We start from the raw sequence: 25,064 nt of genomic DNA, 5'->3' as shown, positions 1-25,064 counted from the left end.
CGATCGAGGCCGCATGGCCTGTCCATACTCCGGCTGGCTCAAAACATAGCGTTTCCGAAATGAGAAAAAAAGAACAAAATTGCAAAAAAAGGCCAATATCCGGCAGCAAAAAGTTGCTCGTTCAAAAGTGATACCCTGGATGCGTCCGTCCGGCAACAAGGGAAGCGCGTCCCCCGCCGCGATTGTCAAACGGGGAGGATTGCGATACCTTCGCGCGCTTGACGATTGCGTGCCATGTTGCATGGGGCGCTCGTCAAGGACGTCTTGAAAACCCGCGCTGGGCCCGCCCGAGGAGTCAACCGAACATGTCCGCCGAAGCCCTGGAAATGGTGCTTGCTCACGCCCGCGAAGGGGCGCAGCTCAGGGAGCGTTTCTTTGCCGACAACGCCCCCCTCCTGGTGGCCGTGGGGCGTACCCTGGCCGTGTGTCTGGCCAAGGGGGGAAAGGTGCTTTTTTGCGGCAACGGCGGCAGCGCCGCCGACGCCCAACATTTGGCGGCGGAATTCGTCAATCGTTTCCAGTTGGAACGTCCTCCCCTGCCCGCGCTGGCCTTGACCACCGATTCTTCCGTGCTTACCGCCATCGGGAACGACTACGGGTTCGACCAGGTTTTCACCAAGCAGGTGCGGGCCCTGGGACGGCCGGGAGACGTGTTGGTGGGCCTTTCCACCTCGGGCAACAGCCCCAATGTGGTGGGCGCGTTGCGTCTGGCCAAGGAGAGGGGCCTCTTCACCGTGGGCATGGCCGGCAAGAACGGCGAACTGGTGGCCCACTGCGACCAGGCCTTGCTTGTGCCCCACACGGTGACCGCGCTCATCCAGGAAGTGCATATCGCCGCCGGACACATGCTGTGCAAACTCGTCGATTATTATCTGTTCGAGGCCGTGACCGAGCTTCGGCCCTTTCTGGACCAGCCCTGATCCGGGCCTCACAACAAGGAGTCCGTCATGCCTATCTATGAATATCGTTGCGAAGAATGCGGAAAAGTCTTTGAGGAACTCGTCTTCGGCGAAGCGGCCGTGACCTGTCCGGCCTGCTCCTCGACCAAGACGGCCAAGCTCATGAGTGCCTGCCGGCGTTCGTCCGGCTACGACGGCGGCTACGCCGGCAGCGGCAACATCTCCCCCTCCGGGGGCGGATGCGCGGGCTGCTCGGGCGGGAGTTGCTCCACGTGCAAATGAGCCTGACCATCGCCACCCGGGGCAGCAAGCTGGCCCTGTGGCAGGCCGAACACGTCAAGGCCCTGCTCGAAGCCAGGCACCAGGGGCTTTCGGTCCAGTTGTTGGTCCTCAAGACCCAGGGGGACAAGATTCTGGACGTGCCCCTGGCCAAGGTGGGCGGCAAGGGCCTTTTCGTCAAGGAAATCGAGGAGGCCCTGCTCGACGGCCGGGCGGATTTGGCCGTGCACTCCATGAAGGACGTGCCCGTGGAACAGCCCGAGGGCCTGGTGTTGGACGCCGTGCCCGAACGCGAGGACGCGGCGGACATGCTCTTGAGCCTCGACCACCCCGACCTGGCGGCCCTGCCCCGGGGCGCGGTGGTGGGCACCAGCAGTCTGCGCCGCCAGGCGCAGCTCAAAAGCCTGCGGCCCGACCTGGTGATCGAGTCCTTGCGGGGCAATCTGGACACCCGCGTGGCCAAGCTGCGCGAAGGACGGTACGCGGCCATCGTGGTGGCCGCGGCGGGACTCAACCGCCTGGGCCTGAAAACCGATCGCATGACCCGCCTGGCCGCTCCGGTCTTTTTGCCAGCCGTGGGCCAGGGCGCGCTCGGGCTTGAACGCCGGGCCGACGACGCGCGCGTGCGCGAGCTGATCGCCTTTCTCGACCATCCCGATACCCGCGACGCCGTTTTGGCCGAGCGGGGCTTTCTGGCCCGGCTCGAAGGCGGGTGCCAGGTGCCCATAGCGGCCAGCGCGCGTCTGGAGGACCCGGAAACGATCACCCTGACGGGCCTGGTGGCCGACCCCGAAGGCCGGGAAGTCATCCGGGCCGAGCGATCGGGGAAGCGGGCGGAGGCCAGGGACCTGGGCCGGGCCGTGGCCGAAGAGGTGCTTGGTCGCGGCGGCGAGTCGATCCTGCGGGCCGTATATGCCGCCCAGGAACGTGCGTGACCCTTTGGGGCATCCCCGCCCGGGCGACCGGGGGGGTGGACAGGGCGTCCGCCTGGATGGACACTCCGGCCGGAAAACGGCTGGTCGACGTGGTGTGCGCCGTGATGTGCGTGGTGGTTCTGGCCGTGGCCGGGCGCATGTGCCTGGTGAGCGCCTTTAACGTCCATCCCGACGAGAAGGACCACGTCAACGCCGGCAAATACTACATGCACTACTGGGACCCCCCTCGCGTGGGCGACGAACGCACCATGGGGGCCTACAGCAACTACGGCATCTCCTATCTGCATCAGCTCGACGCGGTGTATTTTTTCGCCGGCAAGTTCGCCCGGGTGATTCAGCCCGCGGTGGGCGAAGCCTATCTGGCGTTGCGATTGTTCAACCTGAGTCTGCTGGCCGTGCTGCTGCTTCTTTTCTACAGGCTCGACCAGGGGTACAGGCTGGCGTTCCTGCCGCTGTTTATTTCTCCTCAAATATGGTATATTTTTAGCTATTTTAACGGAGATGCCCTCCCGCTCTTCCTTTCTTTCCTTGCCGTGCGCCTGCTCATCGCGTGTTTTCAAACTGCGGACAACCCTTTGGCCGAGGCTTCGGGGCCCGGCGGGGGACGCCTTTGGGCGGCACTGGGCGTCACCCTGGGGTTGATCGCCATATCCAAGCAGAATTATTACGTCTATTTGGGATTTTTTCTCTGCATGCTCGGCCTGCTCGCGCACGAGGGGAAACGTTCGTCGGGCTTCAACTGGCGTCGTTTCGTCGTGGTGGTCCTGCTGGCCGGGTCGATTTTCGCGCTCAGGCTGTCGGCGCACGTGCTGGTGGAGGTGAATCAGCCTCCGGACGCCGTGGCCAAACTGGCCGAAAAGCTGGCCGCGGAGGACTTCAAGCCGTCCAAGCAGGTGACGGGCGAAGCCTACTGGGGACTCAACATGCGCGGCAGGGGCGTCAGCGCCACGGAAATGTTCACCAAGTGCTGGGCCTGGCACATTTTCACCTTTCGCACGGCGTTCGGCGTGTACGATTACATGAAGATTCCCGCGCCGTTCATTTTTTATCGCTACGTCGGCTGGCTGTTCTGGGGTTTCGTGGGCGTGCTCGGGTTGGGCCTGGTGTTTTTCGGGGGCAAAAAGGCCCGGATCATGGCCTTGATGCTGGCGGCGTTCGGTGCGGCCACGGTGTTCCAGTCGTTCTGGCACTCCTGGACCGCGGATTTTCAGGCCCAGGGACGCTATCTTTTTCCCATACTGGCCATGCTGGGATGCGCGCTTGCCGTGTGCCGGCAAGAACTGGTCCGGGTCCGCCCCGTGCTGTGGCTCCTGGGGGTGGGCCTGTGGGGCATGTCCGTATGGAGCTTCGTCTTTGTGGGGTTGGCCCAGATTCAGCGCTGAAGGGGCAGGGTGATGCGAAAGATCGACCCGGAGCCGGGTGAGGACTCCACGCTCATGCCGCCGCCGTGGGTGCGGGTGATGATGAAGTAGCTCACCGAAAGGCCCAGGCCGGTGCCCATGCCCACGGGCTTGGTGGTGAAGAAGGGCTCGAAGACGCGGCGACGGGTGTTTTCGTCCATGCCGGGACCGTTGTCGCCAATCTCGATGAGGGCCGAATTGCCCTGCCTGCGCGTGCGCACGGTGATGCGCGGCGGGCGATCCGGGGTTTCGTTCAGGGCCATGGCCTGGGCGGCGTTGCCCAGGATGTTGAGCAGCACCTGCTGGATCTGGGTCGGGGCGCAAGGCGCGGGGGGCAGGTTGGTGGCGTAGTCGCGCACAATGGCGATGTGCTTGAAGTCGAATTTCTTTTGCAGGTTGTAGTCGCTGGCGGCCAGCTCCAGGGCCTGTTCGATGATCTGGTGCAAATCGTGGGGCATGAGGGCCGAGACGCTCAGGCGGGAGAACTCCAACATATTGGAGACGATTTTGGCCGCTCGCTGTCCCGACTCCTGGATGCTCTTCAGAAATTCCGGCAACCCCCGCAGTTCGAGATAGCGCTCCAGGGCCTCCAGGGAGCACCCCGCCAGTTCCGCGGCCTGGCGGTTGGCCTTCATGTCCGGGGACAGGCGGCGTTCGATCACCTGCGCCGAATGCAGAATGCCCGCCAGGGGGTTGTTGATCTCGTGGGCCATGCCCGCAGCCAGCCCTCCCACGGAGAGCATCTTTTCCGACTGCACCATCATTTCTTCTATGCGCACGCGTTCGGTCACATCGTCCACGCGCACCACCGCGCCGCCTTCGCCGTGGGCCAGGGGATAGACCACCACGTCCAGGTGGCGCGTGCCGTCCCCGTCGCGCAGCACTTCGCGGCGCACCAGGGGCGTGCCCTGGGTCATGGCCTGATGGAAATCGTTCATGATGCGTCCCAGGGCGGGAAAGACCTCCACAAAGTCGCGGTCCAGCGCTTCGTTTCGGGTCAGGTTGGCCACGCGGGTGGCCTCGCGGTTGATTTCCGTCATCACGCCGTTCTTGTCCAGGCTGACGAGAAACGAAGGCATGGAGTCGAAAATGTCGGTGACGAACCCCTTGGTCCGCACCAGGTCCTCGTTCTTGCTGGCCAGAGCCTCCACGTAGCTGTCGCGCTGGGATTCGGCGGCCTTGCGGGCGGTGATGTCGTCGGCGCGCACGTCCAGGCGTTCGATCAGGCCCTTTTCGTTCAGAACGGCCTGGGCGCTCACGGAACCCCAGATGCGTTGGCCTTTGGCGTCGCGGAACAGGATTTCGAACCCTTTGACCTCCCCTTCGTCTCGCAGCACGCGCAGCACTTCGCGGCGCATTTCCGGGTAGGCGTAGTGCTGGATGGCCATGTCGTCGACCAGGCGGATCATTTCCGCCGGGGAGTCATACCCCAGAAGCCTGGCCGCCGCCGGATTGGCGTTGAGCACGGCCCCTTTGGTCGTGGTTTGAAAAATGGCTTCGGCGGCGTTTTCGAAAAGCTGGCGATACTTCGACTCCGTGGCCTCCTGCGCGGCCTCGGCCTTGACCCGCTCCACGGCCATGCCCAGGATCTCGCCGGCCCGTTCGAGCAGGGACATTTCGTCCTGGTCGAAGGCGGTCTGGCTGATGCGTTCGGTGCAGAGCGCGCCCCAAGGCGCTCCCCGTTTGACGACCGGGGCGAAGGCCGCAAAATACAGCCCCCGGGTGGCGATTTCCGGGTCGTCGCTCGGCGCGCCCGGCAGGACCACGGCGGAGCGGATTTCCATGAGCGCGGTGGCCCGTTCCAGGAGCAGGGTCACGCGACGTTGCCCCTCCTGGTCGCCGTTGGGCGTGGGCCAGCGGTTGAACGGTTTGAGCCGGCCCTTGTGGTCGTAGACGGCCAGGACCATGCGCTGGGCGCGCAAAAAACGGCACAGGTCCGCAAGCAGGGCTTCGGACGTTTGGAGAAACTGCTGACGCGTGGCGGGCAAGAGGCTTTTGGCCATGGCTCCGAGCAGGTTTTCCGCCTCGATGCGCCAGGCCAGACGCGCGGCCATGTAGTTGAAGGATTCGGCCAACAGGCGCACTTCGGCCTGTCCCTGCACCTGGGCCCTGGACTCCAGTTCGCCGCGGGCGATGCGCCTGGCCGCTTCGGCCAGACCCTTGAGCGGGGTGGAAAGAAACGCGGCCAGTGGGCCGGCGGCCATGAAGGCGGCCAGAACCATGGCCACGGCTGCGGTCAGGGCCGTCCAGATGGTGTCGCGCATGGGGCTCAGGGCCAGGGTCAGGGGTTGCTCCACAAAAAGAGCCACGCCCATCGGGGCCAGCAGCCGCCAGACTCCCACGACTTCCAGGCCGGACGCGTCGGTGTACACGCCGTCGCCCTGCAACTGGGTGGAGTTGGCCAGACGCGCGCCTTCGGATTTGAGTTCGCTGCCGGCGGAGAGGCCGGGCCCCAGCGAGGTGGGAACCAGCAACAGGAAGGCGGTGTTGGTCAAAAAGGTGCGCACCGAAGCGCCGGATTCGTCCTGGCCGAGGAGTTCCTGGATTCTTGCGGCCGGGGCTTTTCCGGCCAACAGGCCGATCTGACGACCGGAGGCGTCGAGAATGGGGCGCACGACCAGGGCTTCGGGCGTATCGACTCCCGGGGAAGGAGGCAGGATCACGGTGGACAGGGAGCTCTGTCCGGTGAGCAGGCTGGCGGGTATCGGGGCGGTTCGGTCCTTGTCTCCGGGCCGGGAGGAGGCCTCGACCAGCCCCTTGGGACCGACCAGGAGAAATTCCGTGAAATAGGCCGAGCCCTTGGCCGCATGGGCCAGCAGGGAGGCGAAGGCCTCCTGGCGTTGTTCGTTCGGGGCGGCGTTGGGGCCGGGGGCGAGGAGTGCCGTGGCCAGGGGGAGGGTGGTCACGGAGGGCAGCACCGCGCCCATGTCGGCCTGCAATTGCCCGTTCCAGGCCAGCAGGGCGCTGCCCTTGATGGCCGCCACGGACCCCAGGTGGGACTTGGCCTGTTTGATCGCGCTCTGATGGGCCATGATGAGCGAACTCAGGCACATGGCCACCGCCATGAGCACGGTGACGATCATGAAGGCCATTCGCAGGGTGGACTGAATGCTGATGGCGGTGTCCTGAAAGGAGCGGGCGCCGCGTCTGCCCGAGGAAGTATGCGGGGATGGCGTGGTCAAATCAGACCAACTCGTTGATGACGTGCCCGATCACGCCTTCGTTGATGACATGGACAACCTCGTCGGACGGCGGTGTGGGTACGGTCACCTGTCCCGGCGGACTGGCTTGAAACTCCCCGGAGGGATGAGCCAGAACGGCGTCGGGAGAATGAACCAAGCCGTCGTAGGTTGCGAAATGGACCAGACCGTCGTTCACGTGTGGAAAGCTCCGGCTGGGGGTGAGACGGTTTCGACGGATAATCCGCCTCACCCCTTATAGGATCTTTGCCACTTCTTGTCACGCGTCGATTTTGACGAACGATATCCGCATAGTGTCGGACAAATTGCGTCAGGTTCGGCCGGGAGTTGCGCGCTTGGCGGCCTTGCGGACTACCCCTGGCTTACGCCGGCGCTGGAAAACGTGGCCATTTCGTTGAACACGGCCGCTCCGGCCCGGAGCAGCAGAAGCGCCAGCGCTCCGCCCGTGCCTTCCCCCAGGCGCAGGCCCAGGTGGAGCAGGGGGGAAGCGGACACTCGGTCCATGGCGGCCTTGTGCCCGGGTTCCGCCGAGGCGTGGCTGAAGAACACGTAGTCCATGACCGCCGGATTGAATTTCCAGGCCGCCACCAGGGCCGCGCCGGAGATGAAGCCGTCCACCAGGACCGCCTGGCGGTTGGCCGCTCCGCCCAGAATCAGCCCGGCCAGACAGGCGATTTCGTAGCCGCCCAGGGCGGACAGGATTTCCAGGGCGTCGCCGGAGGCCACGGCTGCGGCGTTGACTTCGAGGGATTGACGGATGACTCGGACCTTGCGGTCCACCCCCGAGGCGTCCAGTCCGGTGCCGGGGCCGGTGGCCTCGGCCGGGTCCAACCCCAGGTAGGCGCAGTACAGAGCCGTGGAGGGCGTGGTGTTGGCGATGCCCATGTCGCCCGTGCCCACGGTGGCGAAACCCTCGGCCTTGGCCCGATCGGCCAGGTCGAACCCCGCGTTCAGGGCTTCCAGACACTGTTCGCGGGTCATGGCCGGTCCCTTGGCCATGTTCGCCGTGCCCGGGCCCACTTTGGCCCGCACCAGCATGGGGTGCTCGGGAAAGTCGCCCCCCGCGCATCCGGCGTCCACCACCTTGAGGTCGGCGCCGGCCTGGCGCGCCAGCACGTTGATTCCCGCGCCGCCGTTGAGGAAGTTCATCACCATCTGCCGGGTGACCGCCTGGGGAAAGACGCTCACGCCCTCGTCAGCCACGCCGTGATCCCCGGCGCAGACGAAAAAAATAGCCGGATCGGGCGCCGGCTTGCCGCCGTTGGCGATCAAATAGAGGCGCAGGGCCAGCTCTTCCAGGCGGCCCAGGCTGCCCTTGGGCTTGGTGAGGTCGTCGAGATGGGCCTGGCCGGCCGGGATCAGGGAGGCGTCCACCGGGCGGATGCGCGCCAGGCGGGAAATAAAGTCGTTGGGCATGCGGGCTCCTTGCAGGGTTGGAGGTTGGGTTTCGTTCGAACCCAAGGCCGCAAAAACAAAAAATCCCTTGGCCCCGAAAGGGGCCAAGGGATAGCCGTTGCCATAGGTTCTATCCGTCAGTGGTCGCGTCCGTCCGTCTTCTGGCTCCCGGGTCGTCCTCCACCCGGCCTTCCCGCCCTGGGGCAGTGGCGTGTCGGGTATCGTCTCCGGTCACAGCGGCGGGACCGCCACGGTTTCACACCGTGTTCCGCAAGGCGGGCTTCAGCCCGCAACGGTCGCGATGGTCGGCACGCTAGTCCCGGGCGTTGGTCCTGTCAAGGCGCCGGCGGGAGGCACGCTTCAACGGTTCCTCAGCTCTTCGGGGCCGGGTTGACCAGGGGGCCTTGTCCCGTGGCGTCCTGCACCTGCTGCCAGAAGGAGGTGTCCACGGCCATGCGCTTGCGCGAGTGGGTCACCAGGGGCAACGGCACGTGGACGGGCATTTCATGCACCAGGCTCACCATCATGCCGGACTTGCCGGCCATGCCCGCGTGCACGGCCATGGAGCCCAACCGGTTGCAGTTCACCCGGTCGGCCGCGCTGGCCGGCACCGAGCGGATGATGTAGCTGGGATCGATGAACTTCAGGGTGATGGGAAGCTTGTCCTTGAAGTAGCTCTTGATTTCGGTCGTGAGCAGCCCGCAAATGTCGCCCAGCCAGCGGTTTCCCGAGGCGTCGGTGCGCAGGGATTCGGGCAGGTATTCCTGGCCGGCTCCTTCGGCCACCACGACCACGGCGTGGCCCCGGCGGTGGAGACGTTCGTGCAGGGCGGCGAGAAATCCTCCTGGACCCTGCAGGTCGAAATGCTGCTCCGGCACCAGGACGAAGTTGACCTCCTTGATGCCCAGGGTCGCCTCGGCCGCGATGAAACCCGACTCGCGGCCCATGACCTTGACCAGACCGATGCCGTAGGGCGCGCCCAGGGATTCCACGTGGGCGCAGCGGATGGCCTCGATGGCCTTTTCCACGGCGGTGCCGAAGCCGAAGGTGCGCGACACGAAATGGATGTCGTTGTCGATGGTCTTGGGAATGCAGACCACGGAGATCTTCAGGTCCCGTTCGCTGATGAGCGCGAAGATGGCCTGCGCGGCGCGCATGCTGCCCACGCCGCCCACCACGAAGAGCATGCCGACGTTGAGCCGTTCGAGGGAATCCACCACGTCCTCAACGGGCTGGGGACCCCGGGAGGAGCCGATGACCGAGCCGCCGAACTCATGGATGGGGGAGACGAATTCCGGGGTCAGCTCCACCACGTTGGGGTTGGTTTTGGGCAGGAAACCGGCCAGGCCGTAGCGGATGCCCAGGATCTTGGAAACGCCGTAGCCGTGATGGGCCTCCATGACGATGGAGCGAATCACGTCGTTTATGCCCGGGCAGAGTCCCCCGCAGGTGACCACGGCGCACTTGGTCTTGGGCGGATCGAAATAGATGCGCTCGCGTGGTCCGGCTTGTTCCAGGCTCACCTGGGCCTGGGCCGCGTGGCCGTTGAGAGAGCCGCTCACGATATTGATGAGCACCCGCTGCTCTTCGGTCACGAACATCGACCCCCGGCGGGGGTTGGGGATTTTCGGCTCGCCCAGACTTGGCACCCGGGTCTGTTCGGGGCTAAGGTGCGCAAGCCCCTGGTCGGGAAGTTCGTTTTCGTGCATGGAAGCCTCCGAAAGGGGGGGATGTTTTCGGTTCAACCCCTACCTAGCCTCAGGCGAGCGGCGTGACAAGATGCCCGCGACGACACGCAGGACATTTCTCTTTATTCCTCCGGTGCGCAAGCCCACGGGCGGCGTGGCCGTTCTTTGGGACATGGCCCGCCTGCTGCACCGGGCCGGCCTGCCGGCCTTCGCCGTCTTGCGCGAACCCGCGGTGTGGACTCCCCAGGGAGAATTGGCCCCCACAGTGGATTTCGTCCGTCTGGACCTTACCGCCCAAGACCTGTGGATTGTTCCGGAAGGGTGGACGAACGCCCTGGTCCCGGGATTGCGGGCGGGGGCCGAGTGCCTGGTGTACGTGCAGAATTGGGCCTACCTGTTTTCCGGGCTGCCCCCGGGAGCGCGCTGGCGGGATTTGCCCGTGGAGTTTCTGGCCGTTTCCGATCCGGTGGCCTGGTTCGTGGAGCACAGCCTGGGCCGCCGGCCGCCGGTGCTTCGTCCGGGCATCGACCTGGAGGTCTTCACCCCGCCCCGGTCCAAGCCGGACGCCCTGACCGTGGCCTACATGCCGCGCAAGAACCGGGCCCTGGCCGAGCAGATTCGGGCCGTGTTCGAAGCCCGGGGGCGTTTCGCGGTTCGGTGGGCGGAAATCGCCGGGCTGGACCGTGCGGGCGTGGCCGCGGTTCTGCGTGAAAGCCACGTGTTTCTGGCCACGGGCTACCCCGAAGGCTGTCCCCTGCCGCCCCTCGAAGCCATGGCCAGCGGGGCCGTGCCCGTGGGCTTCGCGGGATTGGGCGGATTCGATTACATGCGCCAAGTGCGTCCCGAAGACTATCGTCCCGCGTGTGCCCTGCGTCCCGTGGAGTGGGCCGGCAACGGCTTTTACGTGGCCGACGCCGATGTCATGGGCTGCGTTTTCGCCCTGGAAAACGCCCTTGCCCTGTGGCACAACGCCGGCGTGCTTCTCCACGACACCCTTGCCGCCGGGCAGGCCACGGCCGCGTCCTATGACCTTGCGTCCCACCGCCGGGCCCTGTTGGAGCTGCCCTGGTTCCAGAGCGGGTCGGGCGGCCAGTGAGGCCCGTGGAACGTTCCCGCCCCCTTGCGGCATCCCGCGTCGCCTGGTCGGCGGCGGCGGGCGCCTTCGCCTTGACCGCCGCCCTGCCGAGCGGCGTGGCCCTGGTGGACGCCTCCCCGCGGGGATGGATACTCGCCGCGTGCGCGCCGCTTCTGGCCGCGCTGTTTGTCGCGGTCGCACGGGCCAGAGCCCATATGCTGGCCTGTTTCGGGGCCGCGCTCCCTTTTTTTGGCTACCAGTCCTATTCCATGCCGTCCCAGGCGGCGAGCTTTCTGGTCGCCTGGCTGGTTCTGGCCTGCCTGGCGGTGAACGCCAGGCAGGCCCGCCAGGCCGGGAACGGTCCGGCCCGGCTGCTGTTCGCGGGTTTTGTGGCCGTTTTGGCCGCCGGCGTCGCGTTTTTGCCCTGGAGCGAATTCGTCCGGGATCTTCGGGTGGTCGGTCCGGTCGGTTTCGCCCGCATGTTCGCTTTTTCCGTGGCCGACAGCCCGTACTACGCCCTGTCGTCCCTGGTCAGGCTCCCGCTCTTCGCCCTGCTGGCCTGGGAACTCTCCAAGCAGGAGTCCGATCGAACCTTCAAGCCCCTGTTCGACGGCGTGGCGGCCGGACTGGCGGCGGCCGTGGCCTTCGGGCTGGCCGAGTACTTCCTGGCCCGGGGCAAGGCCTTCGCCTTGAACGACAGGCTGTCCTCGCTGTTTCTCAATCCGGGGTGGTTCGCCGAGTACGTGTGCATGGCCTTTCCCTTTCTCTACGGGCTGGGGCGGGGGCGGATGCTCGCCAAGATGGGCCTCTGTCTGGCCGGGGCCGCCTGCCTCGTGGCCATGGTGCTTTCCATGGCCAGGGCGGCCTGGGTGGTGTTCGCCTGTCTGGGCGTGGCCTCGGCCGTGTTCTGGGCGGCCCGCTTCGACCTTTTCGCGGTGGGCCGGGGGCGCCTGGTCAGGGGAGCGGCCTGGGGAGCCGGCGCGGTGCTGGTCCTGACGCTGGGCTTGTACGGGGTTTTGGCCGTCTCCAAGGTGTCGCTGCTCAACTTTCCCTTGGCCACCATGATCGCCCAGCGCGTGGAGCGTTTCACCGAAAGTCCCAGGCCCCAGGTGTTCAAGTCCGGCCTGCTCATCGGGGCCGAATCCCCGACCTTCGGGCTGGGCTACGAGACCTACGCCTGGCGTTACCGGCGGCTCATGGCCGATCCGGGAAGCCTGTTGGCCAGGGGCATGGACCCGAAAGCCGAAGTGTTCGAGGCCACGCACAACTACTTCATCCAGATTTTCGCGGGAGGCGGACTCGTGGCCCTGGCCCTCTGGCTGGCCCTGGCCTGGCGCGCGTACGCCCTGGAGGCGGCCTGCCATCGCCGGCGGGCCGACGCCTTGAGCCTGGGCGTGCTGGTCGCGTTGACGGCCTTTCACGCCTTCGGCCTGTTTCAAGAGATGACCTATGTGCCGACGGTGTGGCTGCTCACGTTTTTGCTGCTGGCCCATGCCCTTGGCCTGGAGGACACACTCGGCGGCTGGGCCTCGCCGAAGCGCGCCGTCTGGGGCGTTCGGGGCGTGGCGGCGGTCGTGCTGGCGGCCCTGGTCTGGAACCTGGTAGCCGCCCACCGTCTGGACGCCAGGCCCGGCCGGGCGGCCGAACTGGCGGGCTTTTCGGCCCCGGAAGTTCTGGAGGGCCTGCCCGCGCGGTGGAGCTTGGGGGCTTCGCGTTTCACCCCGCGTGGGCAGGGACCGTGGGTCTTCACGGTGGGGTGCCCCCACCCGGACATGGGAAAACGCCCGGTCACGGTGGAACTCCTCGACCAGGACGGTCCGCTGGCTTCGGTCCGGTTCGACGCCCACTCCGGGCATGTCGCGCGGTTGGTGGTGGACGCGGACCGGGCCAGGCCCGGAAGGCCGGTGTGGGTGCGGGTTTCGCGTCTGTTCTGTCCCGCGGCGGCCGGAATCAAGGACCCCCGGTGTTTGGGGGCGTGGATCGCCGGGCCTGGCCTGCCCTGAATCCTCAGGGGGGAAAGGCCTGGGCGTTGTGTTGAAACACGCGCAACTCGTTGATGAGGCGCGTGCCCAGGTTGAGGACCGCGGGCGAGAGGTTCTGGGTGTTCATTTTTTCCAGAACGCGCAGGTCTTCGCCGATGCTGCCGGTCGCGTAGCTGGCGGAGTCGAGAAACTGCTGCACGGCCAGGGCCTTGTCCTCGGGCAGGCGCATGTTTTCCACCAGGACGGCCAGTTGGCCCAGTCCGTAGGCCTTGGCCGAGTAGACCAGCCCGCATGAGGAATAATAGTTGAGAAAGGAGACTTCTCCAGGACTGTTGAGCCCCTGGATGAGCGCCACGGCCCGGGTGGAAATCTCCTGAAAATGCTCCTGCGAGTTGAAAAAGTGTTTGGCCTGGCAAAAGGCCTGGCAAGGCGACAAGACTGCCAAGACGGCCAAGACGCAGACGAACGCGGCGGGGCGCATGGGCATCTCCTTTGGAATCCTTGGCTGTTCCGGGCGTCCTAGCATGAATGCGTCCCAGGTCAAAGGGCGCGTTCGCCCCCGGGGAGGGCGGGTCATAATCGCGTTGCGGCATCACGCCGGAGAGTGTAACTACCAAAAATGGCACTTACGAAAGGCGGGTGAATGACTATCTTCCTGTAAGCTGTTTGATTCATCTTCCATAATTCTGGACCAAAATTTGCAATAGGCTTTCGCGCGTCGCGCCGAAGCGGGGTTGGAACGTGCCCCGCGCCGTCCGAGGGCGCCGCCAGGAAAAGCCTTTTGAATGGAGCGTGCTGATTGCGGCGCCCCGTGGGCCGCGACCGATCCGGGATGGGGTTTCGTCGCGAGACGTCGCCCCGTGGTCAAGGAGACTCGATTATGCAAAGAAGAACGTTTTTTCGCATGCTGGCCGGGACGGCGGCCCTGTGCTGCTGTCCCGGGCGCGAGTTGTGGGCGGCCGACCCCTTGAAAAAGGGCATGGTGACATTCACCTTCGACGATGGGTTGGCCAGCGTGCATGAGCACGCCCTGCCCATCTTCAAGAAACGCCGGCTGAAAGCCACCGCGGCCATTATCGCCAGTCGCGTGCAAATGACGGACAACGACGATTATCTTTCCGTGCCCCAACTCAACGACATGGTCCGCGCCGGCTGGGAGATCGCCTCCCACAGCCTGACGCACACGCGTCCCATCAGCATCCCCCACTATTACAATCAGGAACCCATCGTCGGGTGGACCGCCGACGACCAGACCGGCGAGACGTTTCAGACCCAATACGATTACGATCTCATCGCCGGCATCTATCAGGACGGCGACCCCCTGGTGGAGGTCGAAAACCTGGCGGAGTTGCACAAGAAGAAGGGGGCGTATTTCTACGACCGGCCCATAGCGGAACTCCATGTCAATCCCAAGCGCGTGGCCACTCCGGAGAACTTGAACATACGGGCCGGGTCGTATCAACGCGAGATGGACGTTTCCAAACAGAAACTCAAGGATCTGGGATTTTCCATCAATACGTTCGTGGCCCCGTACAATTACTGGCCAAACGACATGAAGGAAACCAGCAAAAGCTACTACTCCCAGGCCGTGACCGGCATGGATACCGACAACCGCCCGGAATCCTTCGACCCCTACGCCATCCGGCGTTTCATGATGCATGAGCGCGATTCGGTCGCCCATGTGACGCGCCTGATAAAGGAAAACGCCCTGGATTTCGGGGGCTGGGTGGTCTTTTGCTTCCACGGGGTGGGCAGCTCGGTGGGCTGGGAGCCGTACAGCGCCGACAAACTCGACGCCGTGACGAAGTTTGTCGAAACCGAAGGCATTCCGGTCGTCACCATTGAGGAGGGCGCGAAAATCATGCGCAAGCTGACGGGCGACTCCTCTCAAACGAAAAGGTCTTAAGATGCGCAAGCTCAAGATCGTGGTGGGGGGCTACCTTGTCGGCTTTCCCCTGGGCGGACAGGTGTGGCTGATCATGCACTTTCTGCAGGGGCTCAGTCGGTTGGGCCACGACGTGCTCTTTGTGGAGGACTCCTCGGATTGGGCCGTCCCGTTCGATCCCTACAAGGGGTACGAATCCCCGGACTCCCGGCACGGACGAACCGTGCTGGAGGCGGCCCTCGCCAGTTGCGGACTCGGCGGCCGGTGGTCGTACAATTCCCAGTTCGAGAACACGCGCTACGGCGTCCAGGAAGCCGACCTGGACCGTTTCTGCGAAGAAGCCGACCTGTTCTTGAACATCTCCGGCGTCATCCCCCTGAACGAGCGCTTTCTCAAGGCCAAGGTCCGGGCCATCATCGACACCGATCCCATCTTCATCCAGAACAAGATCGCCAATGACGACTGGACCAAGGACTACTTCCTTTCCCACGACATGATCTTCACCTTCGGCTGGAACATTCCCACCGGATCGACCGGAGTGCCCCTGTCCGGCATCGAGTACATTCCCACCCGCGTGCCCGTGGTGCTCGACCGCTGGCCGGTGCTGGATACGCCCGGTACGGCCTTCACCACCATCGGGTCCTGGGATTCCCAGGGGCGCGACATCGTCCTGGACGGCAAAAAGCTGTCCTGGCGCAAGTGCGAAAAGTACGAAAGGATCATCGACCTGCCGTCCATGCTGCCGGGCGTGACGCTGGATCTGACCATGGGCGGCCTGAAGGAAGACGCCGTCCGGTTTGCCGCGCACGGCTGGAAAACACGCGACGCCCTGGAAGTTTCTGGGGATATATTCAGGTATCACGACTATATACAGAATTCCCTCGGCGAGTTCTCCGTGGCCAAGGAACAAAACATCCATCTCAAGAGCGGGTGGTTTTCCGACCGCTCGGCCACCTATCTGGCCAGCGGCCGCCCGGTGATCGTGGAGGATACGGGGTTCGGCACCCACCTGCCCGTGGGCGAGGGGCTTGTCACTTTCGACGGGGTGGACAACGCCAAGGCGGCCATCGAACGGGTGCTGGCCGATTACGAAAAGCACCGCCGCGCCGCCCGCCGCATTGCCGAAGAATACTTCGACGCGAACACGGTGCTGGCCGCAATGCTCAAGCATTGCGGTTTTTAGGGCGCGGTCCGCTTCGCGCCACGGTCGCGGGCGAGAAAATTTGGCAAAGTATCCGGCGTCGCCCTGGACAACGCCAGCACCGTGCTTATATTTGAAGTGCAAGGATGAGGAACCTCAACGGAGGGGTGAGGGAAATAAAAATCGAATCCCATACCCAGCGCATTGAGGCGCTACAAGGGAAAGATTCGCGAAAGCGCACAAAAAAGAGCCACACCTGAAGGTAGGGGAGCATGCCGGGCAATCCGGCACAAGCGCCAGCGAATCCTTCCCTTCGTTTCGAAAGCAGTCTGAGCCAGGGGGAATTATCCCCCTGGCTTTTTTTGTCCTGTTTGGAAGCGGACCGTAGGGCCTGCGGCCGGCGTCGTCCGGTCTGAAAAGGCGGCGTCCCTATTCGGCTCGTGCCCGCTTGTCCTGGCGGTTGCCCCGAGCGGGGCGTTCTGCTGGAGCGTAAAAAAGTCCCCGGACGGCCGAGCCGTCCGGGGACTTTATGTTTTACGGATCCGGGGCGTCTAGAGCGACGCGTCGGGCATGGGAGCCACCTTGACCAGTTCCAGAGCCAGCTTGAGCTGGTTGTCCCGGTCGAGCAGTTCCTTCACCTTGGTCTTGGCGTCTTCGTCGGCCTTGGCCTTCTTTTTGCGGCTCAGGTTGTCCAGGTGGCGCGAGAGATCGCGTTCGCGGAACTGGTGTCCCTGGGCGAAGGTGTCCTTTTCCTTGTCGCCGTCCTGCAGGGGGACCTTGAAGTCCGGTTCGATGCCCTCGGCCTGAATGGAGCGGCCGCTGGGCGTATAGTACAGGGCGGTGGTCAGCTTGATGCCCGAACCGTCGTTCAGGGGAATGATGGTCTGCACCGAGCCCTTGCCGAAGGTCTTGTCGCCCACCAGCAGGGCGCGCTTGTTGTCCTGCAACGCGCCGGCCACGATTTCGGAAGCCGAGGCCGATCCGGCGTTGATGAGCACCACCACGGGAACGTTGGGCTCCATGCCGTCCTTCTTGGAGTCGAAGTCCTTGCGCTGGTCTTCGCGCTTGCCCTTGATGGTGACGATGCGTCCCTTTTTCAGGAAGAAGTCGGAAACGCTCACCGCCTGGTCGAGCAGGCCACCGGGGTTGTTGCGCAGGTCGAGAATGATGCCCTTGAGGGGCGTTCCGCCCTGCAGGTAGGCGTTCACGGCGTCGCGCAATTCGCTGGTGGTGTTTTCGTTGAAGCGCGACAGGCGCACGAGCAGGTAGCCGTTTTCGAGTTCGGAGCTCTTCACCGACACGATGGGAATGGTGTCGCGCACGATCTTGAGCTTTTCGGGCTTCTGGCTGCCCTTGTGCACGATGGTCAGGGTGACGGGCTTGCCCTTGGGACCACGAATGCGGTTCACGGCGTCGAGCAGGGTCATGTCCTGCGTGGACTGTCCCTCGATTTCCAGGATCGTGTCGCCGGCGCGCATGCCGGCCTTGTCGGCCGGGGTGTCGTCAATGGGGGAAATGACCACGATGCGGCCGTTCTCCACGCTGATCTCGATGCCGATGCCCGAGAACTCGCCGGAGGTGCTGACCTGCATTTCCTTGAAGTCTTCCTTGGTGAGAAAGCTCGAATGCGGATCGAGCTGTTGCAGCATGCCCACGATGGCCCCGTCGATGAGCTGCTGCAGGGTGACTTTCTTGACGTAATTGGATTCGACCAGTTCGATGACCCTGCTGAAGCGTTTGAGAGGGGTGAAGCGGTCTTCCTGTTGGGCGAACGCCAGCACGGCGGTAAAAAGAAGTGCGGCGAGGACGGCGGCCAATACCGCCTTGCGCGGACGAAGATTCATGACGCCTCCAGGAGTAGGTTGGGCAGGGCGAGCCTGACCGAAAAGCGTGGGCCGTACGTCGCGGGATGGCCGAAGAACGACCCGACGATCACATTATCCGCTGGCGGTCAGCCATCCGCCGGGGTTAATGGGTTTCTCACGAAAACGCAATTCAAAAGAAAAGCCCGGGCCAAAGACCGACGGCAGCCATCCGGCCTGCCCCAGGACGTCGCCCTGGTTCACGTCCTGGCCGGGGCGCACCGCGATCCGCGACAGATGGGCGTAGACCGTGAAGGCCTGCTGGCCGTGGCTGACGATCACCACCTTGCCCAACGGCCGCACCGTGTCGGCGAAAACCACCTTGCCCCAGAACACGGCCTTGACCGGCGCGTCGTGGACCGTGGCCAGTTCCACGCCCTGGCGGGGGGGATTGGCCTCCGGCGCGAAGGCCTGGCCTTGGCGTCCGTCGGCCGGCCAGGGCAGGGCCCCCTTGGACTGGTTCAGGGGCCGTTTTTCGCACAGGGGGGGGCTGAAATCGAACCTGGCGAGCGTTTCCATGATGCGGTCGAGTTCTCTTCCGGGGGGACGTTGCTCCTGGCGCAAGGCGGACACGTCGTGCAGCAGGCGCAAGGTCGCTCCGGCCAGGGCGTCCTTGAGCTTTTCCACCTTGTCGCGCTGGGTCGACGTCTCGGCGCGCAGCCGTTCCTGCCGGGCCACGTTGGCCGCGAGCACGGCGGACTTCTCCCGCAACGCGCCCAGTTCCTCGCGTCCTCGGGCATAGGCCGCGCCCAGCCAGTGCAGGCGCCGGTCGGATTCGTCCCAGGGCGTGGCGGTGTGGTCCATGCTGGAGACCACGCCGAGGTTCAGGGCCCAGAGTTCGGGCAGCATGGCCTTAAGCTTGGCGGCCAGGGCCAGGGTCTCCATTTCCACGGCGGCGCGTTCGGCCAGCAGCCGGTCGGACTCGGCGCGCAGGGCCGCGAGCCGGGTGGATTGTTCCTGAAAGCGGCCGGCCAGGGCGCGCAGGGCGTCCTCCTGGGCGGCCAGGGCCGGAAAGGCGGCGCGCTCCCTGGCCGTGAGCCTGGGCTCGGTCTGGGCCGGAGGCGGCTTGCGGTCCAGAACGGGGTAGGCCGGTCCGCCTTGCGCCAGGGCCGGCGCGGGCTGAACCCAGGCCAGCAGGAGCGTTAAAGCCAGGGACGCAAGGGGCAGGGGTCGCATAGGGGGGTGCGGGCTTTGCAGAAATGGTGCCCCACGCCCACGATCTGGGCGTGGAAATCGTTGTACAGGGCCACGTCGGGTTCGAGCACGTCCTGGAAGTAGTCGCGCAATTCGTCGTAGGAGGCGTCTTCGGGCAGAAGGCCGTGTCGGGACAGGATGCGCCGGGTGTAGGCGTCCGCCACGAAACTCGGCCTGTTCAGGGCATAGAGCAGAATGGAGTCGGCGGTTTCCGGCCCCACGCCTTTCACCGCGAGCAGCTCCTCCCGCAGCGCCCGGGTGTCGCGCCCGGCCAGGGCGTCCAGGTCGAAGTCGCAGGCCGACTCCAGATAGCCGAGCAGGGCGCGGAGCCGTTTGGCCTTGACCCGGAAATATCCGGCCGGGCGAATGCGTTCGGCAAGCTCGTCCTCGGTCAGGGCGGCCAGGGCCTGCGGTCGCAGCAGGCCTTCGGATGCAAGGTTGTCCATCGCCTTGACCACTCCCTTCCAGGCCGTATTCTGGGTGAGCACCGCCCCCACCATCACTTCGAAGGGGGTCTTGGCCGGCCACCAGCCGCGCGGGCCGTTCGCCTGGAGCATGGCGTGGTACATATCCAGCAGCGTGGCGCGACGATTCATGCCCGGCTCATAGCTCCAAGCGGTCCCCGCGGCAAGTCCGGCCCCGCGCGCTTTGCAAGGCGTGGCCCCTGGTGTATGCAGGCCCAGGCGCGCCCGGGCGGCGCGTGTGAGTTTCCCCATTCCGTCGGCAAGGAGACGCGTGCGTGGACTTGGTCTTTCTTTACGTCACCACCAAGGACCGGGCCGAAGCCCTGCGCATCGGACGGACCATCGTCGAGGAGCGGCTCGCGGCCTGCGCCAACGTGCTGGACGGCATGCACTCCTTCTATTGGTGGAAGGGCGAACTCTGCGAAGACGACGAAGCCGTGCTCATCGCCAAGACCCGCAAGAACCTGGTCGATGCGGTCACGGCCCGAATCAAGCAGCTTCACGGCTACGAAACGCCGTGCGTGGTGGCGTTGCCGCTGGCGGGCGGCAACCTGGACTTTCTGGCCTGGATCGCCGCCGAGACCAGACCCCAAAGCTAAGGAGAGCGGATGCGCATCCTCATTTCCGGGTCCGTCGCCTACGATCGGATCATGACCTTTCCCGGCAAATTCGCCGATCACATTTTGCCCGAGAAGATCCACATCCTGAACGTCTGCTTCCTGGTGGACGGGCTGACGGAAAAATTCGGCGGCACGGCGGGCAACATCGCCTACACGTTGTCGCTTCTGGGCGAAAAGCCCACCGTCATCGCCCAGGGCGGCAGGGATTTCGAACCCTACGCCTCCTGGATGACGAAACTCGGCCTCTCGATGGAAGGTATCCGCCGCATTCCCGACGAGTTTACGGCCGGGGCCTACATCACCACCGACATGACCGACAACCAGATCACCGGCTTCAACCCTGGGGCCATGAAATATCCGTCCGGCTTTTCGGTGGAGGCCTTCGATCCGGCCGACACCCTGGCCATTGTGGCCCCCGGCTGCCTCGAAGACATGAAATTTTATCCGGCCCGCTACAAGGCCTTGGGCATTCCCTTTTTCTTCGATCCGGGCCAGAACATCACCGCCTTTTCGGGCGACGACCTGGCCGAGATGCTCACCGGTTCCAGCTACCTCATCACCAACGACTACGAGCTCGAACTCATCATGAACGCCACCGGACTCTCCCGCGAGGCCGTCAAACACCGGGTGGGGACCCTCGTCACCACCCTGGGCGGCGACGGCTCGGTGGTCTGCGCGAACGGCCAGGACACCGTTATCCCGGCGGCCAAGGCCGATGACGTGAAAGACCCCACCGGCGCCGGCGACGCCTACCGGGCCGGACTGCTCAAGGGCCTGGCCGAAGGACGTCCGCTGCCCACCGCCGCCCGCATGGGAGCGGTGGCCGCCGCCTACTGCGTGGAGCAACACGGCACCCAGGAGCATACCTTCACCCGCGAAGAGTTCCAGGCCCGCTACGAAAAGAATTTCGGCCCCATGGAATAGGGGCGGGAAAAAGCCCGGAGAAGACCGGGGGAAACCCCCTTTGGTGAACAAAAGGGGGTTTCCCCCCCGGCCCCCCCCTCCCCCCAAAAACTTCCTTTTGGGTTTGGTCGGGGGAACGAGTTGGGGGAGCAGCCCGCCCCAAAAGTCGATTCTTGCAGCCTGTTCAAAAAACGTGCTGGCAGGGCGCGAGAAACAGTCAAGCCCGAAGGGTAGTTGGCATCCGTTGGGGGGGGAGAGCTTTTCGCAGCAACGCGGCCAGTCAGGATTTTTCAACAGGCCGGCGGGTGCGAGCGGAAAAGCGTTTGGATATGGTCGGGCGTTTCCGCTTCGCTCTTTCGTGTTACTCTTTCGCTTCGTCTTCCAACGTCAGCAGGAGGTTCCAGGCAATGCGGACCGGCACCGAGGAAAAAACTCCGCTACGCATCAACGCCAATATGGTGGAGAGCTATTTGCGGCAGCGTTTCGGTCCCACGGCCAGGCTCACCTGGCTGGGCGAGATCGGCAAGCCAGGCGAGCAGGGCATGAAGGATTTCGGTTACGGAAAGCCTTTGCGCATCGAGTACCGGGTGGGCGGCCAGCCCGGCCAGGCGGTGCTTTCCATCATGCGCGGGGACAAGTACGGCCACCAGTTCTACTGGGACCGGGCCGCCATCCTCATGTTCCAGAACGACGCGTCGAATCGTCTTCCCCGGCATGTGAAGGCTCTGGGACTGGGCTACTTCGACCGGCGCGACGCCATGGTGGCCGTGATGGACCCCAAGGAATTTTTCATCCTGAGCGAGTTGGCGCCGGGACACGACTATTACGTGGATCTGGAGCGCATCACCAGGCAGGGGGCGGGCGCGTCCGACCTGGACCTGGTCGAGAGCCTGGCCGACTGGCTGGCCGAGGTCCATGCCGAACGGGTGGACAATCCCGACCTCTACCTGCGCCGGGTGCGCGACCTCATCGGGGCTTCGGAGTGCATTTTCGGGCTGGTGGATTCGTATCCCTATCCCTACGAGCTGTTCGGACCGGAACGGTTCGTCCAGCTTGAAAAGCGCATCATCGATTGGCGTTGGAAGCTCAGACGCTACACCCATCGCCTGTGTCCGGTGCACGGGGATTTTCATCCCTGGAACACCCTGGTGCGTCAGGAGGGAGACGCCTTGGACTTCAGCGTGCTCGACCGCAGCCGGGGCGAGTTCGGCGAACCCGCTGACGACGTGGCCACCATGACCCTCAACTACGTGCTCTTCGGCCTGTACGGCCAGACCGGGACCCCAAGGCTCCAGGGCGATTTCGAGACCATGTACCGCCGTTTCTGGCAGCGTTACCTGGACCGCACCGGCGACCAGGAGATTTTGGAGGTCATCGCGCCGTTTTACGTGTTCCGGGGGTTGGTCATCGCCTCGCCCCAGTGGTATCCGAGCCATCCCGAACCGGTGCGGCGCGGGCTTTTTCGCTTTTTGCACCGGGTGCTCGAAGACGATCGCTTCGACTGGGAAGGCATCAACAAGTACCTGGAGGAGTGATGGCCGGAGAGGAAGCGGCCCGTTCGGTCGAGCCCGATGCGGATGCGGAGCGAAAGACCCCGGGGGCGTCCCTTGCCGGGACCGGCGACGGACCCGAGCCGGCCGGACGCGGCGGCGCGGTGTGGTTCACCGGCCTGCCGGGCTCCGGCAAGTCCACTCTGGCCCGCTGCGTGGCCGAGGCGCTGCGCAAGCGGGGCGTGGACCTTATGCTTCTGGAGATGGACGCCAGACGTCACGCCTATTGCCCCCATCCCACCTACGACGAGGCCGAGCGCGATCGGGCCTACGGGCTTTTCGTGCGCGAGGCCGTCGAATGGGCGCGTCTGGGCAAGCTCGTGCTCATGGACGCCAGCGCGCCCAAGCTGGCCATGCGCGCCTTGGCCCGCGGGATGCTGGAGCGGTTTTTCGAAGTCCACCTGCGCTGCCCGGTGCGCACGGCCATGGAACGTGAATCGTCCAGGCCCCAGGGGGTGGTCATGGCCGGGCTCTACGCCAAGGCGATACGGCGCAAGATGACCGGCGAGCAGTTCGAGGGGCTGGGCCAGGTGGTGGGCGTGGACGTGCCGTTCGAGGAGGACCCCCGGGCCGAACTCACGCTCGACGCCGGGAGCATGAGCGTTGCGGCCATGTGCGACCGGGTGCTGGAGCGGCTGGCCGGCTGGTGGGTGTAGCGGGCCTGGGGGAGGCCCTGCGGGAGCAACGCGGCCAGCGGGGATTTGCCCCCTGACGGGGCGGGCGCGAAGGCCGGCTCGGGGCTCGCCTTTACCGCGTCTGGCAAATGGGCTAGTCAGGCGGGATGAAGTTTCACATTTTCACCTTCGGCTGCCAGATGAACGCGGCCGACTCGGATTGGCTCGCCCGGTCCCTGACCGGGCTGGGCTGGAGCGAAGCGGACGAATCCGAGGCCCGGGTGTATATTTTGAACACCTGTTCGGTGCGCGACAAGCCCGAACAGAAGGTGTACAGCCAACTCGGCCGCCTGGCCCGTCATCTTGCCCGCGAGCCGGAAATGTTCTGCGCCGTGGGCGGCTGCGTGGCGCAGCAGGTGGGCGAGGGACTGTGGGACCGTTTTCCCTTCGTACGCCTGGTCTACGGCGCCGACGGCGTGGCCCAGGCCCCGTCCGCCCTGGACCGTCTGGCCCGCGAACCCCGCCTCAGACTCTCGCTTCTCGACTTCACCGAAAGCTACGCCGAGCGCGATCCGGCCCTGCCCGAGGGCCAGGTTTCGCCGCAGGCCTTTGTCAACATCATGCAGGGGTGCGACAACTTCTGCGCCTACTGCATCGTTCCCTACGTGCGCGGCCGTCAGAAATCGCGGGCCAGCGGGGCGATTTTGGCCGAGTGCCGCGCCCTGGTCGAGCGCGGCGTCAAGGAAATCACCCTGCTCGGCCAGAACGTGAACAGCTACGGCCTGGACGCCGGCGGCGACGGGGTGAGCTTTCCCGAACTGCTGCGTCGGGTGGCGGCCGTTCCCGGCGTGGCCCGGTTGCGTTTCACCACCTCGCATCCCAAGGACCTGGACCCCGCGGTGGTGGCTGCCTTCGCGGATCTGGAAAACCTCTGCCCCAGCCTGCATCTGCCCGTGCAGTCCGGCTCGGACGCGGTGCTCGCCCGCATGGGCCGCAAGTACGACACGGCCCGCTACCTTTCCCTGGTTGAGTCCCTCAAACGCGCCAGGCCGGATATCGCCTTGACCACGGACCTTATCGTGGGCTTTCCCGGCGAGACCGAGGCCGATTTTCGAGCCACGCTCGATCTGGTGCGCCAGGTGGGGTTCGAGGGGTGTTTTTCCTTTATGTACAACGACCGTCCGGGCGTGGCCGCGGCCAAGTTCACGCCGAAAGTTCCTCAGGAGATCAAATCATGGCGCCTTTCCGAGCTTATCGCCTTGCAAAACGCCCAACAGAGAGCGGCTCTGAAAAGTCGGGAAGGCCGGACATCCAGGGTCTTGGTGGAGGGGCCGGGAACATGCGTGGCCACCGGGCTCGCCGCCTGGCGCGGCAGAGACGAGGCTGGAAGGGTGGTGAATTTCGCCGCCGAGGGGACGTACAGTCCCGGCGATATGGTTTCGGTGTGCGTACTCCAGGCGAAGAAGCATTCGTTGTGGGGGGAGGCTCTGCCATGATCGAAATGAAGGTCTACGGGCTGGCCCTGGACGAAGAGAGCCAGGCCCCGGTGCTGATCCTCAAGGACCAGGAGGACAAGGTCACCTTGCCCATCTGGATTGGGGCCATGGAGGCCATGGCCATTTCGCTCACCCTGAACGGCGTTCGGCTGCCCCGGCCCATGACCCACGACCTGCTGCTTTCTTCCCTCACCATGCTCGGGGCCCAGGTGCGTCGGGCGGAAGTGGTGGACCTGCGCGACAACACCTTCTACGCCCGCGTCGTGCTCGAACAGGACGGCAAGATCATCGACATCGACGCCCGCCCCTCCGACGCCGTGGCTTTGGCGCTTCGGGCCGAGGCTCCGGTCTTTGTGGACTCCAAAGTGCTGTCCGGGGCCGCCGCCCAGAAGGCCAAGCCGGTCTTTACCGAAGGAGACGGCGAAAAGTGGTCGGATATTTTGGATAATTTGAACCCAGACGATTCCAAATACAAGATGTGA

General features: G+C 64.9%; 22 protein-coding genes and 1 riboswitch. Of the genes, 14 read left to right on the top strand and 8 right to left on the bottom strand.

The genetic code is table 11. The features are described from left to right. The first annotated feature begins 305 nt into the window (after nt 1-305). From ACYQ01_RS18430 to ACYQ01_RS18415, 4 genes are read left to right on the top strand one after another with little or no spacing between them, the layout of a single operon-like run. Complete coding sequence (locus ACYQ01_RS18430) at nt 306-920, top strand: D-sedoheptulose 7-phosphate isomerase (RefSeq protein ID WP_459935282.1); 615 nt, start codon at nt 306-308, stop codon at nt 918-920. A 27-nt stretch (nt 921-947) separates the two neighbouring features. Further along, entirely contained in the window at nt 948-1,181 is a 234-nt protein-coding gene (locus tag ACYQ01_RS18425) for an FmdB family zinc ribbon protein (protein WP_459935281.1), read from the top strand. Continuing rightward, on the top strand, nt 1,172-2,113 hold the full coding sequence (gene hemC, locus ACYQ01_RS18420) for a hydroxymethylbilane synthase (RefSeq protein WP_459935280.1): 942 nt from the start codon (nt 1,172-1,174) through the stop codon (nt 2,111-2,113). The genes ACYQ01_RS18425 and hemC overlap by 10 nt, the downstream gene beginning before the upstream one ends. After that, a complete protein-coding gene (locus ACYQ01_RS18415) occupies nt 2,110-3,495 on the top strand; it encodes a DUF2142 domain-containing protein (protein ID WP_459935279.1) in 1,386 nt (461 codons plus the stop codon). Before hemC ends, ACYQ01_RS18415 begins: the two co-directional genes overlap by 4 nt. Here the strand turns inward: ACYQ01_RS18415 and ACYQ01_RS18410 are convergent. From ACYQ01_RS18410 to ACYQ01_RS18395, 4 genes are all read right to left on the bottom strand, one after another. Continuing rightward, the gene (locus ACYQ01_RS18410; protein WP_459935278.1) at nt 3,486-6,695 is read right to left on the bottom strand and encodes a PAS domain S-box protein; all 3,210 of its coding nucleotides are present in this window, start codon (nt 6,693-6,695) and stop codon (nt 3,486-3,488) included. The two genes, ACYQ01_RS18415 and ACYQ01_RS18410, sit on opposite strands and share 10 nt — an antisense overlap. 1 nt (nt 6,696) lies before the next feature. Further along, nucleotides 6,697-6,891: a hypothetical protein gene (locus ACYQ01_RS18405; RefSeq protein WP_459935277.1), complete on the bottom strand. Its 195-nt coding sequence runs from the start codon at nt 6,889-6,891 to the stop codon at nt 6,697-6,699. Nucleotides 6,892-7,064: 173 nt separating this feature from the next. Then, on the bottom strand, nt 7,065-8,129 hold the full coding sequence (cobT, locus tag ACYQ01_RS18400) for a nicotinate-nucleotide--dimethylbenzimidazole phosphoribosyltransferase (RefSeq protein WP_459935276.1): 1,065 nt from the start codon (nt 8,127-8,129) through the stop codon (nt 7,065-7,067). Nucleotides 8,130-8,243: 114 nt separating this feature from the next. After that, nucleotides 8,244-8,420, bottom strand: a riboswitch (cobalamin riboswitch). Between the two features lie 59 nt (nt 8,421-8,479). Next, the gene (locus ACYQ01_RS18395) at nt 8,480-9,817 is read right to left on the bottom strand and encodes an ATP-dependent 6-phosphofructokinase (protein ID WP_459935275.1); all 1,338 of its coding nucleotides are present in this window, start codon (nt 9,815-9,817) and stop codon (nt 8,480-8,482) included. A 70-nt stretch (nt 9,818-9,887) separates the two neighbouring features. Between ACYQ01_RS18395 and ACYQ01_RS18390 the strand changes: the two genes are divergently transcribed. Together ACYQ01_RS18390 and ACYQ01_RS18385 are read left to right on the top strand one after the other, a co-directional pair. Further along, nucleotides 9,888-10,892 carry a glycosyltransferase gene (locus tag ACYQ01_RS18390; protein WP_459935274.1) on the top strand — a complete coding sequence of 335 codons (1,005 nt, stop codon included), beginning with the start codon at nt 9,888-9,890 and terminating at the stop codon, nt 10,890-10,892. 5 nt (nt 10,893-10,897) lie between these two features. Beyond that, nucleotides 10,898-12,874 (top strand): O-antigen ligase family protein, encoded by a 1,977-nt coding sequence (locus ACYQ01_RS18385; RefSeq protein WP_459935273.1) that lies wholly within the window; start codon nt 10,898-10,900, stop codon nt 12,872-12,874. 4 nt (nt 12,875-12,878) lie between these two features. Here the strand turns inward: ACYQ01_RS18385 and ACYQ01_RS18380 are convergent, their stop codons facing one another. Further along, complete coding sequence (locus tag ACYQ01_RS18380) at nt 12,879-13,334, bottom strand: hypothetical protein (protein WP_459935272.1); 456 nt, start codon at nt 13,332-13,334, stop codon at nt 12,879-12,881. Between the two features lie 399 nt (nt 13,335-13,733). Here ACYQ01_RS18380 and ACYQ01_RS18375 point away from each other — a divergent pair, with 399 nt between their 5' ends. Next, nucleotides 13,734-14,759: a polysaccharide deacetylase family protein gene (locus tag ACYQ01_RS18375; RefSeq protein ID WP_459935271.1), complete on the top strand. Its 1,026-nt coding sequence runs from the start codon at nt 13,734-13,736 to the stop codon at nt 14,757-14,759. A 1-nt stretch (nt 14,760) separates the two neighbouring features. Next, nucleotides 14,761-15,921, top strand: a complete 1,161-nt coding sequence (locus ACYQ01_RS18370) for a glycosyltransferase (protein WP_459935270.1) — start codon at nt 14,761-14,763, stop codon at nt 15,919-15,921. A 509-nt stretch (nt 15,922-16,430) separates the two neighbouring features. Here the strand turns inward: ACYQ01_RS18370 and ACYQ01_RS18365 are convergent. The 3 genes from ACYQ01_RS18365 to ACYQ01_RS18355 all read right to left on the bottom strand — a co-directional run bounded on the left by ACYQ01_RS18365 (nt 16,431) and on the right by ACYQ01_RS18355 (nt 19,531). Then, nucleotides 16,431-17,723 (bottom strand): S41 family peptidase, encoded by a 1,293-nt coding sequence (locus ACYQ01_RS18365; protein WP_459935269.1) that lies wholly within the window; start codon nt 17,721-17,723, stop codon nt 16,431-16,433. A gap of 93 nt (nt 17,724-17,816) precedes the next feature. Next, nucleotides 17,817-18,917: a murein hydrolase activator EnvC family protein gene (locus ACYQ01_RS18360; protein ID WP_459935268.1), complete on the bottom strand. Its 1,101-nt coding sequence runs from the start codon at nt 18,915-18,917 to the stop codon at nt 17,817-17,819. Then, nucleotides 18,884-19,531, bottom strand: a complete 648-nt coding sequence (locus ACYQ01_RS18355) for an endonuclease III domain-containing protein (protein WP_459935267.1) — start codon at nt 19,529-19,531, stop codon at nt 18,884-18,886. Before ACYQ01_RS18355 ends, ACYQ01_RS18360 begins: the two co-directional genes overlap by 34 nt. A gap of 143 nt (nt 19,532-19,674) precedes the next feature. On the opposite strand from ACYQ01_RS18355, the gene cutA reads away from it, so the two are divergent. The 6 genes from cutA to ACYQ01_RS18325 all read left to right on the top strand — a co-directional run bounded on the left by cutA (nt 19,675) and on the right by ACYQ01_RS18325 (nt 25,064). Further along, nucleotides 19,675-19,998, top strand: a complete 324-nt coding sequence (gene cutA / locus ACYQ01_RS18350) for a divalent-cation tolerance protein CutA (protein WP_459935266.1) — start codon at nt 19,675-19,677, stop codon at nt 19,996-19,998. Nucleotides 19,999-20,007: 9 nt separating this feature from the next. Further along, nucleotides 20,008-20,943: a carbohydrate kinase family protein gene (locus tag ACYQ01_RS18345; protein WP_459935265.1), complete on the top strand. Its 936-nt coding sequence runs from the start codon at nt 20,008-20,010 to the stop codon at nt 20,941-20,943. A gap of 386 nt (nt 20,944-21,329) precedes the next feature. Next, on the top strand, nt 21,330-22,457 hold the full coding sequence (locus tag ACYQ01_RS18340; RefSeq protein ID WP_459935264.1) for a phosphotransferase family protein: 1,128 nt from the start codon (nt 21,330-21,332) through the stop codon (nt 22,455-22,457). After that, nucleotides 22,457-23,128 carry an adenylyl-sulfate kinase gene (locus ACYQ01_RS18335; RefSeq protein WP_459935263.1) on the top strand — a complete coding sequence of 224 codons (672 nt, stop codon included), beginning with the start codon at nt 22,457-22,459 and terminating at the stop codon, nt 23,126-23,128. Before ACYQ01_RS18340 ends, ACYQ01_RS18335 begins: the two co-directional genes overlap by 1 nt. Before the next feature lie 125 nt (nt 23,129-23,253). Further along, a complete protein-coding gene (gene miaB, locus ACYQ01_RS18330) occupies nt 23,254-24,582 on the top strand; it encodes a tRNA (N6-isopentenyl adenosine(37)-C2)-methylthiotransferase MiaB (protein WP_459935262.1) in 1,329 nt (442 codons plus the stop codon). Then, the gene (locus tag ACYQ01_RS18325; RefSeq protein ID WP_459935261.1) at nt 24,579-25,064 is read left to right on the top strand and encodes a bifunctional nuclease family protein; all 486 of its coding nucleotides are present in this window, start codon (nt 24,579-24,581) and stop codon (nt 25,062-25,064) included. The genes miaB and ACYQ01_RS18325 overlap by 4 nt, the downstream gene beginning before the upstream one ends.

The sequence above is a fragment of the Fundidesulfovibrio butyratiphilus genome (assembly GCF_054657235.1).
This window is presented reverse-complemented; position numbering and strand designations above follow the sequence as displayed.

What these genes read in the sequence shown, in the direction of transcription:
- ACYQ01_RS18430 (WP_459935282.1), top strand. Translation starts at nt 306, where the DNA reads ATGTCCGCCGAAGCCCTGGAAATGGTGCTTGCTCACGCCCGCGAAGGG.
- ACYQ01_RS18425 (WP_459935281.1), top strand. Translation starts at nt 948, where the DNA reads ATGCCTATCTATGAATATCGTTGCGAAGAATGCGGAAAAGTCTTTGAG.
- cobT (WP_459935276.1), bottom strand. Translation starts at nt 8,129, where the DNA reads ATGCCCAACGACTTTATTTCCCGCCTGGCGCGCATCCGCCCGGTGGAC.
- ACYQ01_RS18395 (WP_459935275.1), bottom strand. Translation starts at nt 9,817, where the DNA reads ATGCACGAAAACGAACTTCCCGACCAGGGGCTTGCGCACCTTAGCCCC.
- ACYQ01_RS18390 (WP_459935274.1), top strand. Translation starts at nt 9,888, where the DNA reads ATGCCCGCGACGACACGCAGGACATTTCTCTTTATTCCTCCGGTGCGC.
- ACYQ01_RS18380 (WP_459935272.1), bottom strand. Translation starts at nt 13,334, where the DNA reads ATGCGCCCCGCCGCGTTCGTCTGCGTCTTGGCCGTCTTGGCAGTCTTG.
- ACYQ01_RS18375 (WP_459935271.1), top strand. Translation starts at nt 13,734, where the DNA reads ATGCAAAGAAGAACGTTTTTTCGCATGCTGGCCGGGACGGCGGCCCTG.
- ACYQ01_RS18370 (WP_459935270.1), top strand. Translation starts at nt 14,761, where the DNA reads ATGCGCAAGCTCAAGATCGTGGTGGGGGGCTACCTTGTCGGCTTTCCC.
- ACYQ01_RS18365 (WP_459935269.1), bottom strand. Translation starts at nt 17,723, where the DNA reads ATGAATCTTCGTCCGCGCAAGGCGGTATTGGCCGCCGTCCTCGCCGCA.
- ACYQ01_RS18360 (WP_459935268.1), bottom strand. Translation starts at nt 18,917, where the DNA reads ATGCGACCCCTGCCCCTTGCGTCCCTGGCTTTAACGCTCCTGCTGGCC.
- ACYQ01_RS18355 (WP_459935267.1), bottom strand. Translation starts at nt 19,531, where the DNA reads ATGAATCGTCGCGCCACGCTGCTGGATATGTACCACGCCATGCTCCAG.
- ACYQ01_RS18345 (WP_459935265.1), top strand. Translation starts at nt 20,008, where the DNA reads ATGCGCATCCTCATTTCCGGGTCCGTCGCCTACGATCGGATCATGACC.
- ACYQ01_RS18340 (WP_459935264.1), top strand. Translation starts at nt 21,330, where the DNA reads ATGCGGACCGGCACCGAGGAAAAAACTCCGCTACGCATCAACGCCAAT.
- ACYQ01_RS18335 (WP_459935263.1), top strand. Translation starts at nt 22,457, where the DNA reads ATGGCCGGAGAGGAAGCGGCCCGTTCGGTCGAGCCCGATGCGGATGCG.
- miaB (WP_459935262.1), top strand. Translation starts at nt 23,254, where the DNA reads ATGAAGTTTCACATTTTCACCTTCGGCTGCCAGATGAACGCGGCCGAC.
- ACYQ01_RS18325 (WP_459935261.1), top strand. Translation starts at nt 24,579, where the DNA reads ATGATCGAAATGAAGGTCTACGGGCTGGCCCTGGACGAAGAGAGCCAG.